Source organism: Kitasatospora sp. NPDC093102 (genome assembly GCF_040683915.1).
Lineage (GTDB): Bacteria > Actinomycetota > Actinomycetes > Streptomycetales > Streptomycetaceae > Kitasatospora.
In genome coordinates, this window is sequence record NZ_JBFBFA010000022.1 from 1 (window position 1) to 17,257 (window position 17,257).

Here is a 17,257-nt window from a genome sequence, read left to right on the forward strand (position 1 = left end):
GGACCAGGTACACGGCCCGCGGCAAGGTCATCTGGTCCGAGCAACCGCTGACCGCACCCGAGTTCCAGTTCGAGGCGATGCTGCTGTAGCCCGGAACGCGGGCACCGCGGGTGCGGATGCGTCGCCCGCACAGGCCGCGGCCTGTGCGGGCACACCGGGGGAGGGTCACAGCTGGGGAGGTGGGTCGCCGCCGAGGAGGGTGATCAGCCGGGCGAGAAGCGCGTCGAGTTCACGGCCGACGTCGGCGATCCGCGGGTCGCCGTAGCTGGCGAACAGCAGACTGGGCTGGTCGACGGCGAGTTTGGTGTCGCCGTCGGGGTCCGCGTAGAGCAGGGTCCGCAGCGGTGCGTGCAGCATGACCGACGGGTCGTGGCGGAACATGCGTTCGGCGATGGTGTGGTTGCCCATCAGGTACTGCGTGGCCTTCCAGGAGGACGGCGAGCCGGCCATGACGGCGGTGATGTCGCTGCGGTAGTAGCGCATGAACCCGAACGGGGCGTTGATCTCGGCGAGTTCGAGCGTGGCCTGCCAGGAGGCCGTCCGGAAGAAGCCGTGGAGGTCGATCTCGGGCACGAGGGATTCGTAGTGCTCGCGCGCCGCGTCGTAGGGGCGGGGGACCGCCACGACGAGCCGCCGGGCGGGGTGGTCGACGGTGGTGGTGTCCGTGGTCATGGCTGCGCCTGTTCGTCGTCGGAGTGGGCGAGCTCGACATCGTGGATGTCCAGCGTGATGGAAGGGAGGTCGAGGTCGACGCTGTTGTCGGGGTTCCGGCGGAAGACCCGCCGGCGCGTCGCCACGAGCAGCCCGTCGAAGCTCCGGTGGCGGGTGTTCTCCGGCGGCCGGCCCTTCATCGTCCAGATCGGGCCGCCGATGGAGATGTCGACCTTCAGGCCGCACAGGGTGTCCCAGAGCTCCTGACCGCCGGCCGTGGCGAGCGCCGGATCGAGGAGTTCGTCACTCATGGGCCGGGTGCTTTCCGTCGACGATGCGTATGGCGGTCAGCGTGACGGGAGCGGGAAGAGCATGCAACCGCTGGTGACGTGGGCCGGCAGCCGGTCCCCGGTCGCCCGTGGGCCGTCCAGGGCATTGAGCGCCGCCGTTCGACGGACGCGGCGGTTGGTGCGATGCGGCCGCCGTCCGGTCGGGACAGCTTTCTTGCCGGGGTGCCGGGGACGGCACCGCCCGAAGAGGAACCCGGTGTCGTGCGGGTTCCGCACCGCTTGCCGATCGTTCACCTGCGTGGTTGGAGAAAGGACCCCTGCGTTGTCTGATCCTGTTGTCCTCGTCACGGGCGCGCTCACCGGTATCGGCCGTGCCACCGCCGTCGCTTACGCCCGTCAGGGCGCGAACCTGGTGGTCTCCGGCCGCCATGAGGACGTGGGTGAGCAACTCGTCAGGGAGCTGGCCGACCTCGGCGCCCAGGCCGAGTTCGTGCGTGCCGACGTCCGCTTCGACGCCGAGGTGGAGGAACTCGTCGACCGCGCGGTCGGGCGGTTCGGACGGCTCGACGTCGCCGTGAACAACGCGGGCACCGAGGGAACGTCCGGCCCTGTCAACGAGGTGACCGACGAGCGCTACCAGGCCATCTTCGACACCAACGTCAAGGGGACGCTGTTCTGCCTGAAGCACGAGTTCCGGGTCATGAGGGAACAGGGCGGCGGCAGTATCGTCAACGTCAGCTCCTGCTTCGGCCTGATGGGTTACCCCGGGGCGACCCTGTACGTCGGCAGCAAGCATGCCGTCGCCGGCATCACCAAGGCGGCCGCACTGGAGGGCGCCGCTCACGGTGTGCGCGTCAACGCGGTCGCGCCCGGCTTCACCCGGACCGGCATGTACGAGCGGTTCACCGGCGACGACACGGCCCGTGCCGCGGTCGATTCGGTGCTGCCCATGCACCGGGCGGGTACCCCGGAGGAGATCGCCGAGGCTGTCCGGTTCCTGGGCTCGGGCGAGGCGAGCTACGTCTCCGGGCACATCCTCCTCGTCGACGGCGGCCTCATGGCCGGCGGGCCCCTGTTCCCGAACTCGTGAACAGGCACTGTCAGCCCCGACCGGAGGTGAGGGACCGATGAGCGAAGCACGTGATCACCAGGAGGACGGCGCCTACGACGTGGTCGTGCTGGGCGCCGGTCCGGTCGGCCAGAACGTCGCCGACCGTGCCCGCGCCGCCGGCCTCACCGTGGCCGTCGTGGAGCGGGAACTGGTCGGCGGCGAATGCTCCTACTGGGCCTGCGTCCCCAGCAAGGCCCTCCTGCGGCCGGTCATCGCGGTCGCCGACGCCCGCCGCGTGGACGGCGCCCGGCAGGCCGTCACCGGTCGGCTCGACACCGGCCGGGTCTTCGCCCGCCGTGACCACTACGTCAACGACTGGGACGACACCGGACAGGCCGAGTCGTTGAAGTCCATCGGCGTCGACGTCTTCCGGGGTCACGGCCGCCTCGACGGCCCCCGCCGGGTCACGGTCACCAGGGACGACGGCGCACGCCCCGTCCTCACCGCCCGGCACGCGGTCGCCGTCGCCACCGGCAGCCGGCCGCTGCTGCCCGACATTCCGGGCATCCGGGAGGTCCGGCCCTGGACGAACCGGCAAGGCACCGACGTCAGCACCGTGCCCGCCCGGCTCGCCATCGTCGGGGGCGGCGGGGTGGCCATCGAGATGGCCACCCTCTGGCAGGGCCTGGGCTCCCAGGTCACCCTGCTCGCCCGCCGGCACCTGGTTGCCCGCATGGAACCCTTCGCGGGCGAGCTCGTCGCGGCCGGCCTCGCCGAGGCGGGCGTGGACGTGCGGACCGGCACCCAGGTCACCGCCGTGCGCCGTCCGGACCCCGCCGGGCCCGTCACCCTCACCCTCGACGACGGCAGCGACCTTCAGGCCGACGAGGTCATGTTCGCCACCGGCCGGGCCCCCGGCACCGAGGACATCGGCCTGGACACGGTCGGCCTCTCCCCGGGCACGTGGCTGGAGGTGGACACCACGTGCCTGGTCCGTGGGGTCGACGGCGCGTGGCTGTACGCCGTCGGCGACGTCAACCACCGGGCCCTGCTCACCCATCAGGGCAAGTACCAGGCGCGGACCGCCGGTGACGCCATCGGCGCCCGCGCCGCCGGCCTCCCCGTGGACGACGGCCCGTGGGGGAACCACGCCACCACCGCCGACCAGCACGCCGTGCCCCAGGTCTTCTTCACCGACCCCGAGGCGGCCGCCGTGGGCCTGACCGCCGAGCAGGCGGCCCAGGCCGGTCACCGCATCACGACCGTCGACCTCGACTTCGACGCCGCCCAGGGCGCCGACCTCCACGCCGACAGCTACCGTGGTCACGCGCGGATGGTGGTCGACCTCGACCGGGAGGTCTTGCTCGGGGTGACCTTCGTCGGCCCCGGAGTCAGCGAGCTGCTGCACTCGGCGACCGTCGCGGTCGCCGGTGAGGTCCCGCTCAAGCGCCTCAGGCACGCGATCGCCTGCTTCCCGACCGTCAGCGAGATCTGGCTCTTCCTGCTCGCCGCCTACCAGCGCGATCGCACCTGAGCGGCCGGGCGACAGCGTCGAGATGGCGAATGAACTTGATTGTCAAGTTCAATGATTGAAGAAGCTGTGGCGCAACCCCCGAAGGAGCGGAAGATGAGCGAGCGCAGCAGGTTCCTGGAGCCGATCACCCGGGAGAACGTCGCCGTGGTCCTGGTCGACCACCAGGTGGGTCTGCTGTCCGGCGTCCGGGACATCCCGGTCGGCGAGTTGAAGCACAACGTGGTGGCGCTGGCGCGGGCGGCGACCGTCCTGGGCATCCCACTGGTCGTCACCACCACCGCGGCCGACAGCATGTGGGGGCCGACCGCCCCCGAACTGGTCGCGGCACTGCCCGCCGGCCAGAAGATCATCGACCGCAGCACGGTCAACGCCTGGCACGACCACCGGGTCCGCGGGGCCATCCAGGCCACCGGGCGGCAGAAGCTGATCTTCGCCGGGGTGTCGCTCGAGGTGTGCGCGGCACTGCCCGCGTACTCCGCGACGGCCGCCGGGTGCGACGCGTACGTTGCCGTGGACGCCTCCGGCACCTTCAGCCGGACCAAGCGCGAGGCCGGACTGCTGCGCGTGCAGCAGGCGGGCGTCATCGTCTCCGACTACGCCACTCTCATGGTCGAGGCCCTGGCCGACAACGCCGCCCCCGAGGCCGAAGCCCTCTACGCCGCCCTCGACATGCCGTTCGCCGTTCTGGTCGGCCAGATCTCCGCGGCCTACCGCGCATAGCGGCCCGCCGGCTCCCTCGGCCGGGGCCGCAAGCAGGTGGCCGGTTCGGCAGCCCGCGGCCCCGACCGGCTACCCGGCTACGCCACCGGCCCCGGCTCGTAGTTCGAGGGGAGCGTGTAGACGAACGCCCAGGGGCGTGGCGGCGGCTTGTCCGGTGGGCGGCAGGTCGTCGCCGTCAACGGGGGAGTCCGGCCGACAGCCGTCGTGCGTCCAGTTTTGACGACAGTCGTGTCGGCAAGTTGGGTATGATCCCGACAGGAGCGTCGCCAAAAATGGTGCGGCGCCACATGCTGTGGAGTTGCCATGTCCTACACCGTCATGAACCGGATCGATGTCGAGGCCGCCGAGGCCGAGGCCTTCGAAAAGCGCTTCGCCGCCAGCATGAGCGCCACCCTCCCCGGCGTGCCCGGGCTGGTGCGCTCGTCCCTGCTGCGCCCGCAGGCGCAGGGCGCGCCGTACGTCGCGGTCATGGAGTTCACGGGCGTGGACGCCTTCCGGGCGTGGATGTCCTCGGACTCCTTCAAGGCGGCGCACGGGCACTCGGCCGGGCAGGAGGGCACCGGCGGGGCGCACGTCGAGGCGTTCCACACCGTGGCGGAGGTCACCGCCTGAGGTCCTCCCGGCGTGTCCGGCTGCGGTGGTCCGCAGCCGGACGAATTCCCCGGCCGTCACCGGCGCGGCGATACTAGGGGTCGGCCGTCCGGCATCGGCATGATGCGGACGGCCGGCAGAGACCGTCACGCGCAGGAGGACAGAGCCGGCCATGCCGAAGATCAGCGCCGCCACAGTGGCCGAGCACCGCGCCCAGCAGCAAGCGGCTCTGATCCGGGCCGCCGTCGACGTCCTGGTGGAGCAGGGGGCGGCCGCGGTCACCCCGGCGAGCGTGGGGGCCCGGGCGGGACTGGCCCGCTCCAGCGTCTACCAGTACTTCCCGTCCGGCGCGGCGATCCTCGCCAGCGTCGTCGAATCGTCGTTCGCCGATGCGAACCGGGCCGTCGACCATGCCCTCCAGGGCCTGGACGCCCCGGTCGAGCGCATCGTCGCGTACATCGAGACCGAGCTCCGCCTGGCCGAGCAGGGCGCCCACCGGCCGGCCAGCGCCCTCATGCGGGCGGACCTGCCGGCGGAGTGCCAGGACCGCGTGAGGGAACTGCACCACCAGCACGCGGCGCCGCTGCTCGCCGCGATCGCGGACTCCGGCGCGCAGGATCCGCTGCTGACCGCACAGCTGGTCGGTGGTCTGCTCCAGGCGGCCGTGAGCGCGGTGGACGGTGGGGGAGATCGGATGGCCACGACGGAGCGGGTGCTCTCGCTCATCCGGGAGGGGCTGATCCCCGGGGCGGCACGGATCTGAGCCGCCCGGCGGCGGCGCTCTGCGCCCGCGAGCTGGGGCCCGACGTCGCCCTGGGCCTGATCGACCATCCCGTCGACGAGCACGTGCGCGCCGACCCGAAGGGTCTCCATGCTGTTCAGCGGCTGCGGAGCCCTCTCCGCTCGGGCGATCTACCATGAAACGTAAGGTCTTCATGATCCCCGCACCCGCCCGAAGCGAAACGGTAGGGAGGCCGGCATGGAGTTCGGGAACGGATCCGGGCGCGTGGATGGCTCACGCTATCTGCCGATTTCCGAGCACGGTCTGATCGGTGATCTTCGGACCGCCGCGCTCGTCGGGACCAACGGCACCATCGACTGGTACTGCTGCCCGCGCTTCGACGCACCGAGCGTGTTCGCCTCGATCCTTGACGCCGACCGGGGCGGATCGTTCGAGCTGGCCGCCGACGTGCCGGCGCGTACCCGCCAGTTCTACTTCCCCGACACCAACGTGCTGATCACGCGGTTCTACGCCGCCGACGGGGTGGCGGAGATCCAGGACTTCATGCCCGTCGTCGACGAGTCCCGCGAGGCGGACCGCCACCGGCTGATCCGGCGGGTGATCTGTGTCCGCGGGGTGCTGCCGTTCCGGGCGAGGATCGCCCCGCGCTTCGGCTACGGGACCGAGACGCACACCGTGGAACTCGTCGGTGGCCACGCGGTGTTCAGCTCCTCCTCACTGTCCTTGGTGCTGACCGCCACGGTGCCGGTCGAGACGGACGGGGTGGACGTGTGGTCGCACTTCAAGCTGCTGGAGGGCGAGTCCGTGGTGTTCGCCCTCGACCGGGTGAGCGCGGAGGTCAGCCCGCGTTCCTGCCCCATTTGGGAGGCGGAGCGGCAGTTCCAGGGCACCGTCCTGTTCTGGCGCCGCTGGCTGTCCCGCTCGCAGTACCACGGGCGGTGGCGGGAGATGGTGCACCGCTCGGCCCTGGTCCTGAAGTTGCTCACCTACGTGCCCACCGGCGCGATCGTCGCCGCACCGACCGCCGGGCTGCCCGAGCAGATCGGCGGCGAGCGCAACTGGGACTACCGGTACGTGTGGGTCCGCGACGCCGCCTTCTGCGTCTACGCCATGCTCCGCCTGGGCTTCACCTCGGAGGCCGAGGCCTTCATGGGCTTCATCTCCGAGCACGGGATCATGCGGGGCAGCAGCGCGGGCGGCCCACTGCAGATCATGTACGGCATCGACGGGCGCTGCGACCTGCCCGAGTACGAGCTGACCCACCTCGAGGGGCACCTCGGGTCCGCTCCGGTGCGGGTGGGGAACGCCGCCACCGAGCAGCTCCAGCTGGACATCTACGGAGCGCTGATCGATTCCGTCTATCTGTACGACAAGTGGGGGCAGCCCATCAGCAGTGGTCACTGGGACGAGGTCAGCGCCGTGGTGGACTGGCTCTGCGACCACTGGGACCAGCCGGACGAGGGCGTCTGGGAGACCCGGGGCGGCCGGAGGAACTTCGTCTACTCGCGGCTGATGTGCTGGGTGGCGATCGAACGGGCCATCCGGATCGCCAACCGGCGCGGATTGCCGGCCGATCTTCCGCGCTGGCGGCAGAGCCGGGACGCGATCTACCGGCAGATCATGCGACAGGGCTGGTCGGCCGAGCGCGGGGCGTTCGTCCAGGGGCTGGGCAGCGACGTACTCGACGCTTCCGTGCTGATGATGCCGATGGCCAAGTTCATCTCGCCCGCCGACCCCAAGTGGCTCTCGACCCTGGATGCGCTCACCACGGACCTGGTCTCCGACTCGTTGGTCTACCGCTACGATCCGGAGGCCAGCCCGGACGGCCTGCGGGGTTCCGAGGGCACGTTCTCGATCTGCTCGTTCTGGTACGTCGAGGCGCTCACCCGCGCCGGACGCCTGGAGGAGGCCCGGCTGGCCTTCGAGAAGATGCTCACCTACGCCAACCACCTCGGTCTCTACGCCGAGGAGATCGGCCGGACCGGTGAACAACTCGGCAACTTCCCGCAGGCGTTCACCCATCTTTCGCTGATCAGCGCCGCCTTCAACCTCGACCGTGTCCTCGGCTGAGTTCCGTGGCCGACCCGGCCGCCGGGTGGGCCCGCACGCCCCGGGCGGGCGCGGAAGCGGCTGGGGGCGGCGAGCGCGCCTCCGCCCCCAGCGGCAGGCGGTGTCGGTCCAGGCGGTGTCAGCCGCCGGAGCAGTCCGCGCACCGTCGCGGGCGCAGCCCGTCGAGGATGATGCCCAGGTAGCGGCGCCAGTCGGTGACCCCGGCCTGCACGACGTGGCAGAGGCCGATGTAGAGCGGTGACACGTCCGCGACGGTCAGGTCCTCCCGTACCGACCCCTCGGCCTGGGCGCGCTTGAGCACCTTGTCGGTGAGCTCGTTGAGTTCGGCGATCGCCTCCGCGTCGAACGTGCTGCCGCCGACTATCGCGGTGACCGTCTCCGCGTAACCCCGGTCCTGTTCCTGCATGATTCCGCAGAACTCCAGGGAGCGGGCGAGGCCGTGCCAGGGGTCGGGGTCGGGGAGCACCTCGTTCCTGAGGAAGTCCAGGGTCTGCTGGAACCGGTGCTCCACGATCGCTTCCGCCAGCGATTCCTTGGTCGGGAAGTGGCGGTACACCGTCCCGACACCCACCCCGGCCCTGCGGGCGATGTCGCCCATCTGCGCGTCCCGGCCGGACTCGGAGAAGGCGGCTCGTGCGGCGTCGAGCACCTTGAGCCGGTTGCGGGCGGCGTCGGAACGCAGTTTGCCGCCGGTGGGTGTGCTGGACGGGGGAGGGGTGTTTGACAAGGGGAACCGCGCTTCCGTATCGTCGCCATCCGGAACCGTGAGTCCGATTCCGGTTACCACTTTAACCCACAGGAGCGTATCCCCACCATGGCCATGCCTCCCGCTTCCTCCTTATCGCCCTCGTCTCCGGATCCTCTCCGGTGGAAGGCGCTCGTCGTCCTGGCCGTCGCCCAGTTGACGGTGGTGCTCGACGCCTCGATCGTGAACGTCGCGCTGCCCTCGATCCAGCGGGACCTGCACTTCGCCGACTCCGACGTCCAGTGGATCGTCAACGCCTACGCACTCGCCTTCGGCGGCTTCCTGCTGCTCGGCGGCCGGACCGCCGATCTGCTCGGGCGGCGGAGGGTGTTCATGACCGGACTCGGCCTGTTCGCCGCCACGTCGCTGCTCGGGGGTCTCGCACCGACTGCGGGCCTGCTGATCACCGCCCGGGTGGGGCAGGGCCTCGGTGCCGCGATCATCGCGCCCGCCGCACTGTCCATCGTCACCACGACCTTCACCGAAGGCGCCGAACGCAACAAGGCCCTCGGCATCTGGGGCGCGCTCGCCGGAGCGGGCGGTGCCATCGGCGTGCTGCTCGGCGGTGTGCTCACCCAGTGGGCGGGCTGGGAGTGGGTGATGTTCGTCAACGTGCCGATCTGCGTCGTCGCCGCGGTCCTCAGCCCGCGCCTCGTCCGCGAGAGCCGCGGCCACGAACGCACCGGCATCGACTTCGCCGGTGCCGCACTGGTCACCGGCGGTCTCAGCGTGCTGGTCTACGCACTCGTGGACGCCGAGCGGGCGGGTTGGGGCTCGGCCAGGACCATCGGGCTGCTGGTCCTTTCGGCCGTCCTGCTGCTGGTCTTCGCCCTGGTCGAACTGCGCCTCGTCAAGCACCCGGTGATGCCGTTGCGGATCTTCCGCAACCGCAACCTCTCCAGCGCCAACGCGGTGTCCCTGCTGGTGGGCGCCGCGCTGCTGTCGATGTTCTTCTTCATCTCCCTCTACCTCCAGCAGGTGCTCGGCTTCTCCGCACTCAAGGCCGGACTGTCCTATCTGCCCTTCTCGGCGGCGAGCATCATCGCCGCCGGTGCGGCCTCGCAGCTGGTGACCAAGGTCGGGCCCAGGCCCGTCCTCGCCGGCGGTCTGGCGCTCACCGCGGTGGGACTGCTGCTGTTCACCCGCATCCCCGCCGACGGCACCTTCGCCGGGGACGTGCTCCTGCCCTCGGTGATCGCGGCACTCGGACTCGGGTTCTCGTTCGTGCCCGTGACCATCGTCGCCGTCTCCGGTGTGACACCGCAGGAGTCGGGCCTCGCCTCCGGACTCATCAACACCACCCAGCAGATCGGCGGCGCACTCGGCCTCGCCGTGCTCTCCTCGGTGGCCAACGCCCGTATCAGAGAGCTCCTCGACGGCAAGCAGCCCAGCGGGCCGGCCGTGGCCGACGCGATGACGGAGGGCTTCCGGCTCGCGTTCGCCATCGGAGCGGGTTTCGCCCTGCTCGGCGTGCTGATCACCCTGCTGGCCGTCCCCAGGGGCGAGCGCCCCATGCGCGACGACGTGCCGGTCACGCTGGTCTGACGGACGGCGGCATCCGGACGCGCGAGGGCGCTCACCCTGCCTCGACGGCCAGGGGCGAGCGCCCGCGCGTGCTCCCTGCACGACGGTGACGTCAGTAGGACAGCCCCGGGCAGTACACCCCCTGCTGCGGCGCCGAGTACGAGCCGCGCACCACCAGCGTCTCCAGCCGCTCCAGGGTGAGGCCCCGGGTGCGGAACGCCCAGCTCAGGGTCTCGGGCACCAGCCGGCCCGGGATGCGCAGCCGGGGCGCCGGGCCGTCGGGGACGGCCCGGCGCATCAGCTCGCCGGCGCCCGTGTACAGGGCCCGTGCCGCGGCCTCCGAGACCGCCGTCAGATGGCCCAGGTCGGACAGGCCCGTGGTGTAGCCGGCGATCGCGCCGCTCGACCGGTCCACGACCACATACGGTCGGGACCAGCCGAAGGCCCGCTTGGCCGCCATGTGGATCTCTCCGTCCCGTGCATGGCCGTTGACCGAGCGGTACAGCTCCTGGCACGCGGGGACGTCGTCCTCGGTCATCGCGCGCACCGTGAAGCCCGCCATGTTCGCCGGGGTGGGCGGTGCGTACCCGGTGACCAGGGACAGCTGTTCGTACGGGACGAAGCCGAGCGAGGAGTAGAGCCGGTACGCGCCCAGGTTGTTGGTCACCTGGACGGCACGGACCGAGTCCCGGTCGTGCCGGGCGGCCGCGCCGACCACCTCGTCCATCAGCAGCCGGCCCACGCCGCCGCCCTGCGTGCCGGGCGCGACGCTGAGCGGGCCGAAGGCGGCGACGGACTCGCCCAGGACCAGGAAGTTGGAGCCCGCCACGGAGCCCGCGCCGTCGACCGCCACGTAGGCGAGGCAGCCCGGGGACGCGAGCCGGTCCCGGAACATCTCCGTCACCTCGTCCACCGACGACCACTCCGGAGCGAGACCGAGCGAGGCGTTCAGGGTGTTGAAGGCGTCGAAGCAGATGCCCGCCATCGCCGGAAGGTCCTCCCACGCCGCCTCCCGGACCCGGAAGCCCTGTGCACCGCTGTCCACGGCGTCGCCGCCCGGCTCGGGGAAGTAGCCGACGCGGACGAAGAACCCGACGTACTTCTCGAAGAGCTCACGCGTCATCGGCGGGCAGTCGACGCCGGTACCGGCCAGCAGCTCCCGGGTCTGCGAGGTGTCGACGGACAGGTAGTGGTTGCGTCCGCTGTAGATGGTCGACTCGAACGCGTCGATCATCGGGACCATCGCGTTGTCACGGTCGGCGCGGATGCGCCGCACCCAGGCGTCCCAGCGGAGTTCGTCCAGACGGTAGCCGAGGGAACGGAGGGATTCCGTCATCGCGGAGAACGGCAGATGCGTGTCGTTGGCGAGGTGGTGGTTGCGGCCCGCCGCCCGGTCTTCGCGGGACAGCCGCAGGATCGCCGCGCTGACGTGGTCGACCGGCACCAGATGGAAGATGCCGGCGGGATTCTCCGGTACGGCACCGGCCTGCACGATGCCCTTCATGCTCAGCCAGACGAAGTCGTGGGTCTGGCAGAAGCCGCGCTCCGAGTCGCCGGAGATCTCGTCCACCCGGTAGATCGAGACCGGCAGGCCCCGCCCTCTGGCGAGTTCGACGATCTGTTCCGCCACCAGCTTCGTCTGCCGGTAGCCGGATGACAGAGCCTCGGCGGGGCCCGGCGGGTCGGTCACCCGGAGAGCCGCTCCGGGGACCGCCTCCGCGGCGAACACGCCGGTGGACGAGACGTGGTGGACGGGCACGGTGCGGTGGCGTGCGGCCAGGCGCAGGATCTCCGCGGTGCCCGTGACGTTCGCGTCCTTCAACGCCGAGTACGGGTAGAGGCCGTTGACGGTCGCGGCGGCGTGGTACACGCTGTCCACGCTGCGGGCGAGGGCGTCGAAGCGTTCGGGGGCCAGCCCCAGCAGCGGCCGGGCGAGATCGCCGACGACCACGGACAGCCGGTCCGTGTCGATGCCGTCCCAGAACTCGTACCACTCCAGGTTCTTCCGCAGCCGCGCCCACGCGTCCGCCTCGTCGGCCCCGCGGACCAGGCAGTGCACGGTCGCACGGGTCGTCCGCAGCAGATCGCGCAGCAGGTACGCGCCCAGGAATCCGGTCGCACCGGTGAGGAGCACGTCCCGCGGGTCGTGCGCGACCCGGATCACCTCGTCGGCGGGGGAGATGTCCGCCGCCAGGACGACCTCGGCGGCGAAGTCCACCGCGTCCTCGTCGGCGCCCGGCGTGGTGGACACCGCGGCCAGCACCTTCGCGAGCAGGTGGTCGGCGAGCACCGCCAGGGTCGGATGCTCGAAGACGAGCGTCGGGCGCAGGCTCACCCCGCAGAAGTCGCTGATCTGGTTGCGCATCTCCACGGCCATGAGGGAGTCGACGCCGAGGTCGAGGAACGGCACGTCGGGGTCGACGGCGTCCGCGCTGTCATGGCCGAGCACCGCCGCGACCCTCGTGGCGATCCGGTCCATCATGTGGAGGAGCTGCTTCTCCTCGTCCAGTCCGGCGAGCACGCCGGCCAGGCGGGCGGCGACCTCCGGGCGCTCACCCGGCTTGAGCACCCGCCCGGACGGGGCCGCCCCCGCGGCCGCCGGCTCCGCGGCCGCGGTCGGAACCGGTGCCGGGGTGGCAGCGGCGAGTGCGGGCAGCCAGTGGCGCTTGCGCTGGAAGGCGTAGGTCGGCAGCGTGATGTGGCGGGCGGCGGTGCCGTCGAAGAACGCCGCCCAGTCGACCGGGACACCGGCGGTGTGGAGCGCGGCGGCGACACCGACGGCGGTCGCGGCACCGGGCCGGTCACGCCGGGAGACCGGCAGCGCACGGTGGTCGTCCGTCCGGTCACCCCCGCCGGCGTCCTCGACGACCTGACGTACCAGGGCCGTCAGGGACCCGTCCGGGCCCAGTTCGACGAAGGTGTCGGTGCCCCGCTCCCGCAGTGTCCCCACCGCGGAGGCGAACCGGACGGCCGAGCGCAGCTGCCGGGTCCAGTACGCGGGTGTCAGCAGTTCCGCACCGGCGAGGCCGCCGGTGACCGTGGAGACGATCGGCAGGCCCGGCGCACGGTAGGTGACGGTCCGGGCCACGGCCTCGAACTCCTCCAGCACCGCGTCCATCCGAGGCGAGTGGAAGGCATGGCTGACCGTCAGGCGCTTGGTCCTGCGGCCCTGTCCGGCCACGGCCCGGGCGACCTCCGCCGCGGCGTCCTCGTCGCCCGAGACCACGACGGACCGGGGCGCGTTCACGGCGGCGATCCCCAGCCGGGACTCCCGGCCGGCGAGCAGCGGCAGGACCTCGTCCTCCGTGGCCTCCAGCGCGATCATGGCACCGCCTTCGGGCAGCGCCTGCATCAGCTCGCCCCGGGCGGTGACCAGCCTGGCCGCGTCCGCCGGCGAGAACACCCCGGCGACGTGTGCGGCGGCCAGTTCGCCGAGGGAGTGGCCGGCGAGCGCGTCGGGACGCACCCCCCAGGACCGCAGCAGCGCGAACTGCGCCACCTCCAGCGCGAACAGGGCGGGCTGGGCGAAACCGGTGCGGTGGATGCGCCCGTCGTCCGCCGCCTCGCCGGGGGCGAGGAGCAACTGCCGTACCTGCGGCGCCAGATGGTCGCACACCGCGTCCAGCGCTTCGGCGAACACCGGGAACGCCTCGTACAGTTCACGGGCCATGCCCGCCCACTGGGAGCCCTGGCCCGTGAAGAGGAACGCCGTGGTCCGGGCGGCCCCGGCGTGGCCCGTGGTCAGTCCGGCCGCGGGCTCGCCCTCCGCGAGCGCGCCGAGTGCGCGCAGCAGCCCCTCCGCCGCCCCGTCCGCGCCGTTCGTGCCGCGGGCGAGGTCCGCGACGACGGCGGCCCGGTGTTCGAGCCCGGCCCGGGACAGTGCCAGTGTGCGCCCCACGTCCACGGGATCCCAGCCGGGCTCCGCACGCAGGAACGACTCCAGGCGGCGGGCCTGGTCGCGCAGTGCGGCCGGGGACTTCGCCGACAGCAGCCACGGCACGGCGGTGAGCGCTCGGACCGGGGCCGGGGTCTCCTCGGCCGAGGGGGAACGCGGCGCCTCCTCCAGGACGACATGGGCGTTGGTGCCGCTGATGGCGAAGGAGGACACCCCGGCGCGCCGGGGCCGTCCGTCGGCGGCCGTCCACGGCCGCGCCTCGCTGAGCAGGCGCACGTTCCCCGACGACCAGTCGACGTGCGGCGACGGCCGGTCCACGTGCAGCGTCGCCGGGAGCACGGCGTGCCGCATCGCCTCCACCAGCTTGATGACACCGGCCATGCCCGCGGCGGCCTGGGTGTGGGCGATGTTGGACTTGACCGAGCCCAGCCACAGCGGCCGCTGCGGGTCCCGGCCCCGCCCGTACGCGGCGAGGATCGCCTCGGCCTCGATCGGGTCGCCGAGCGTGGTCCCCGTGCCGTGGGCCTCGACCAGGTCGACCTCGTGCGCGGCCACCCGGGCGTTGGCGAGCGCCCGGCGGATCACCCGTTGCTGCGCCCGGCCGTTGGGCGCGGTGAGCCCGTTGGACGCGCCGTCCTGGTTCACGGCGCTGCCCCGGATCACGGCGAGCACCCGGTGGCCCGCCCTGTGCGCGTCCGAGAGCCGTTCGAGCAGCAGCACCCCCGCGCCCTCGCCGAAGGCGGTGCCGTCCGCCGCGTCGGCGAAGGCCTTCACCCGGCCGTCCGGGGCGAGCCCCCGCTGCCTGCTGAAAGTGATCATGTCGTCCGGGGTGGACATCACCGTGACCCCGCCCGCGAGCGCGAGCCGCGACTCACCGGAGCGCAGGGAACCGCAGGCCAGATGGAGGGCCACCAGGGACGCGGAGCAGGCCGTGTCGACGGTGACGGCGGGGCCGTGCAGGCCGAGGGTGTAGGCCACCCGGCCGGACATCACACTGCCGGACGTGGCGAAGCCGAGATAGCCCTCGTACTCGGACGCGGGCGCGGCGAGCGTGCTGTACGTCTGTCCCTTGGTACCGACGAAGACGCCGGTCTCCGAGCCGGCCAGGCCGGTCGGGTCGATACCCGCCCGTTCGAAGACCTCCCACGCGAGCTCCAGCACCAGCCGCTGCTGCGGATCCATCGCGGTGGCCTCACGCGGGGCTATGCCGAAGAAGCCGGCGTCGAACGCGGACGGGTCGGTCAGGAAGCCGCCGCGCGAGGCGTAGCTGGTGCCGAGGTGGTCGGGGTCGGGGTCGAACAGGGTGTCCAGTGCCCAGCCCCGGTCGGCGGGGAAGTCCGAGGTGGCGTCCCGGCCCGCGGCGACGAGGTCCCACAGCTGCTCGGGCGACTCCACCCCGCCCGGGAAGCGGCAGGCCATGCCGATGATGGCGATCGGCTCGGCGCCGTCCGGACCAGGCCCTGCGGGGGCGGTGCGCTCCGCCGGGAGCGCTTCGGCGGGCGTGCGGGTGTCCGACGGCTCCGTCAGCTCCGCGACCAGGCGGTCCGCGAACGCGGCGGGCGTCGGGTGGTCGAACACCGCGGTCGCCGGGAGCCGCAGCCCGACCAGCGCACACAGCTGCTGCCCGACCGCCACGACGGCGAGGGAGCCGAGACCGAGATCCACGAACGGCCGTGTGGGCGCGACCTGTTCGGCTCCGTCGAGGCCGAGCGCGAGCGCCACCTCGGCGCGTACCAGGTCCAGCACCGTCCGGGTCCGCTCGGCCGCTGTCAGCGCCATGAGACGGCCCGCCCACTCGCCCCGGCCGGAGTCGGTCCCGCGATCCCCGGGCCCGCCGGTGGACGCCGCACCGAGCAGCCGGGGGTCCGCGTCCGCCAGCAGGTGCCGGGTGACCTTCCCGGACGCGGTGCGCGGAACGCGCTCGACGGCGTACACCTTCTCCGGCACCTTGAAGTAGGACAGCTGCGCCCGGCAGTGCTCGAACAGCGCCTGGACGTCGACGCCTTCGGGACCGGGCACCACGTACGCGACGGGCACCTCGCCGAGCACCTCGTGGGGCTCCCCGCCCACCGCCGCGTCGGCCACGCCCGGCGCCGTGCGCACCACGTCCTCGATCTCCACGGGGTGGATGTTCTCGCCGCCCCGGATGATCAGTTCCTTGAGACGGCCGGTCAGGGTCACATGCCCGAGGGCGTCCCGGCGGGCCAGATCGCCCGTGCGGTACCAGCCGTCCCGCAGCACCTCCGCCGTGGCGTCGGGCTGCCCGTGGTAGCCCAGCATCAGGTTGGGGCCGCTGACCCAGACCTCGCCCTCCTCGCCGTCGGGCACCTCGGCACCGGAACCGCCGTCCACCAGGCGGATGTCCACTCCCGGAACGGGCGGCCCGGCCGCCCCGGCGACCCGGTCACCCGTCGGCCGGTTCGAGGTGATCGCGCCGGTCTCGGTCGATCCGTACTGGTCCACCAGCGGGACCCCGAACGCCTCCTCGAAACGGCTGCCGAGGGAGGCGCCGCCGGCCGAACCGGCGACGAACCCCAGCCGCAGCGAAGGCAGCCGGGTGTGCTCCTGACGGGCACGGTCCAGCAGGTAGTGGTACGTCGTCGGCACTCCGGCGAGGAAGGTCACCCCGTCGTCGCGCAGCGCGTCCATCACCTCGGACGGGGCGAAGCCGCTCATCAGCCGGGCGCCGGCGCCCACGGCCACGACCGCCATGACGCACAGGTTCTGCCCCAGGCCGTGGAACAGCGGCATCGGCCACAGCAGCCGGTCGTCCTCCGTCATCCCGAGCACACCCACGTGGCAGGCCTCCACCAGCCACAGCGAGCTGCGCAGGGAGTAGAGCACCCCCTTGGGGCGGCCGGTGGTGCCCGAGGTGTAGAGCATCCAGGCCGGAGCGTCGAGCGGGCTCTCCTCGGGCGCCGGTCCGTCGTACGCGGTGGCCGCGAGCGTCTCGTACGCGGTGATGTCAGCGGTGACGCCGGAGGTGACACCGGCGGACGCGTCTGCCGGTGTCACGGGGGAGTCGCCGGTGAGCACGATCGAGGGCCGGGGCAGGCCGGACGCGGCCACCGCGCGCAGCAGCACGTCGAGCCGTGCCGGGTCGCACAGCACCACCGATGCCCCGGAGTCCCGCAGGAAGTGGACCAGTTCGGCCTCGGACGCCTGCGGATTCAGCGGCACGGTGATGCCGCCCGCCCGGATGACGGCGAGGCAACTCTCCACCATTTCGACGCTGTTGCCCATGAGGACGGCGGCGCGGCCGCCCTTCCCCAGACCCAGCGCGGAAAGCCGGCCGGCGAGCCGAGAGGTCCGCAGATCCAGTTCCCGGTAGCCGACGCCCCGCCGGGCGTCGGCGAAGGCCACCTTGTCCCCGATCCGGGCGGCGTGTCCGCCGAGCAGTTCGGACAGCGGACGGATCAGCGAAGGGGTCGTATCAGGAGCCAT

The 17,257-nt window shown here is 72.2% G+C and carries 11 protein-coding genes; 7 read left to right on the top strand and 4 right to left on the bottom strand.

Features of this window, described 5'->3' with window-relative positions; all coding sequences use genetic code 11:
* Window positions 1-165 precede the first annotated feature (165 nt).
* Window positions 166-672 carry a DUF302 domain-containing protein gene (locus tag AB0O11_RS24795; protein WP_363390968.1) on the bottom strand — a complete coding sequence of 169 codons (507 nt, stop codon included), beginning with the start codon at window positions 670-672 and terminating at the stop codon, window positions 166-168.
* Window positions 669-962, bottom strand: a complete 294-nt coding sequence (locus AB0O11_RS24800) for a hypothetical protein (RefSeq protein ID WP_363390970.1) — start codon at window positions 960-962, stop codon at window positions 669-671. The genes AB0O11_RS24795 and AB0O11_RS24800 overlap by 4 nt, the downstream gene beginning before the upstream one ends.
* A 301-nt stretch (window positions 963-1,263) precedes the next feature.
* Here AB0O11_RS24800 and AB0O11_RS24805 point away from each other — a divergent pair, with 301 nt between their 5' ends.
* From AB0O11_RS24805 to AB0O11_RS24830, 6 genes are all read left to right on the top strand, one after another.
* A complete protein-coding gene (locus tag AB0O11_RS24805) occupies window positions 1,264-2,031 on the top strand; it encodes a glucose 1-dehydrogenase (protein ID WP_363390972.1) in 768 nt (255 codons plus the stop codon).
* A 37-nt stretch (window positions 2,032-2,068) separates the two neighbouring features.
* Window positions 2,069-3,526 (top strand): NAD(P)/FAD-dependent oxidoreductase, encoded by a 1,458-nt coding sequence (locus AB0O11_RS24810; protein WP_363390975.1) that lies wholly within the window; start codon window positions 2,069-2,071, stop codon window positions 3,524-3,526.
* Between the two features lie 93 nt (window positions 3,527-3,619).
* Complete coding sequence (locus tag AB0O11_RS24815) at window positions 3,620-4,246, top strand: isochorismatase family protein (protein WP_363390978.1); 627 nt, start codon at window positions 3,620-3,622, stop codon at window positions 4,244-4,246.
* Between the two features lie 303 nt (window positions 4,247-4,549).
* On the top strand, window positions 4,550-4,858 hold the full coding sequence (locus AB0O11_RS24820) for an antibiotic biosynthesis monooxygenase (protein WP_363390981.1): 309 nt from the start codon (window positions 4,550-4,552) through the stop codon (window positions 4,856-4,858).
* Between the two features lie 151 nt (window positions 4,859-5,009).
* Window positions 5,010-5,600 carry a TetR/AcrR family transcriptional regulator gene (locus AB0O11_RS24825; protein ID WP_363390984.1) on the top strand — a complete coding sequence of 197 codons (591 nt, stop codon included), beginning with the start codon at window positions 5,010-5,012 and terminating at the stop codon, window positions 5,598-5,600.
* A gap of 243 nt (window positions 5,601-5,843) precedes the next feature.
* Window positions 5,844-7,649 (top strand): glycoside hydrolase family 15 protein, encoded by a 1,806-nt coding sequence (locus AB0O11_RS24830; RefSeq protein ID WP_363390986.1) that lies wholly within the window; start codon window positions 5,844-5,846, stop codon window positions 7,647-7,649.
* Between the two features lie 118 nt (window positions 7,650-7,767).
* Here the strand turns inward: AB0O11_RS24830 and AB0O11_RS24835 are convergent, their stop codons facing one another.
* Window positions 7,768-8,376 (bottom strand): TetR/AcrR family transcriptional regulator, encoded by a 609-nt coding sequence (locus tag AB0O11_RS24835; RefSeq protein ID WP_363390989.1) that lies wholly within the window; start codon window positions 8,374-8,376, stop codon window positions 7,768-7,770.
* An 87-nt stretch (window positions 8,377-8,463) separates the two neighbouring features.
* On the opposite strand from AB0O11_RS24835, the gene AB0O11_RS24840 reads away from it, so the two are divergent.
* Entirely contained in the window at window positions 8,464-9,939 is a 1,476-nt protein-coding gene (locus tag AB0O11_RS24840) for an MFS transporter (protein ID WP_363390992.1), read from the top strand.
* Between the two features lie 91 nt (window positions 9,940-10,030).
* Here the strand turns inward: AB0O11_RS24840 and AB0O11_RS24845 are convergent, their stop codons facing one another.
* Window positions 10,031-17,257, bottom strand: coding sequence for a thioester reductase domain-containing protein (locus AB0O11_RS24845; RefSeq protein ID WP_363390994.1), 7,227 nt, complete (start codon window positions 17,255-17,257; stop codon window positions 10,031-10,033).

Coding starts and splice junctions, on each gene's coding strand:
- AB0O11_RS24795 (WP_363390968.1), bottom strand. CDS start 672: ATGACCACGGACACCACCACCGTCGACCACCCCGCCCGGCGGCTCGTC.
- AB0O11_RS24815 (WP_363390978.1), top strand. CDS start 3,620: ATGAGCGAGCGCAGCAGGTTCCTGGAGCCGATCACCCGGGAGAACGTC.
- AB0O11_RS24810 (WP_363390975.1), top strand. CDS start 2,069: ATGAGCGAAGCACGTGATCACCAGGAGGACGGCGCCTACGACGTGGTC.
- AB0O11_RS24840 (WP_363390992.1), top strand. CDS start 8,464: ATGGCCATGCCTCCCGCTTCCTCCTTATCGCCCTCGTCTCCGGATCCT.
- AB0O11_RS24820 (WP_363390981.1), top strand. CDS start 4,550: ATGTCCTACACCGTCATGAACCGGATCGATGTCGAGGCCGCCGAGGCC.
- AB0O11_RS24845 (WP_363390994.1), bottom strand. CDS start 17,257: ATGGCTCCTGATACGACCCCTTCGCTGATCCGTCCGCTGTCCGAACTG.
- AB0O11_RS24825 (WP_363390984.1), top strand. CDS start 5,010: ATGCCGAAGATCAGCGCCGCCACAGTGGCCGAGCACCGCGCCCAGCAG.
- AB0O11_RS24800 (WP_363390970.1), bottom strand. CDS start 962: ATGAGTGACGAACTCCTCGATCCGGCGCTCGCCACGGCCGGCGGTCAG.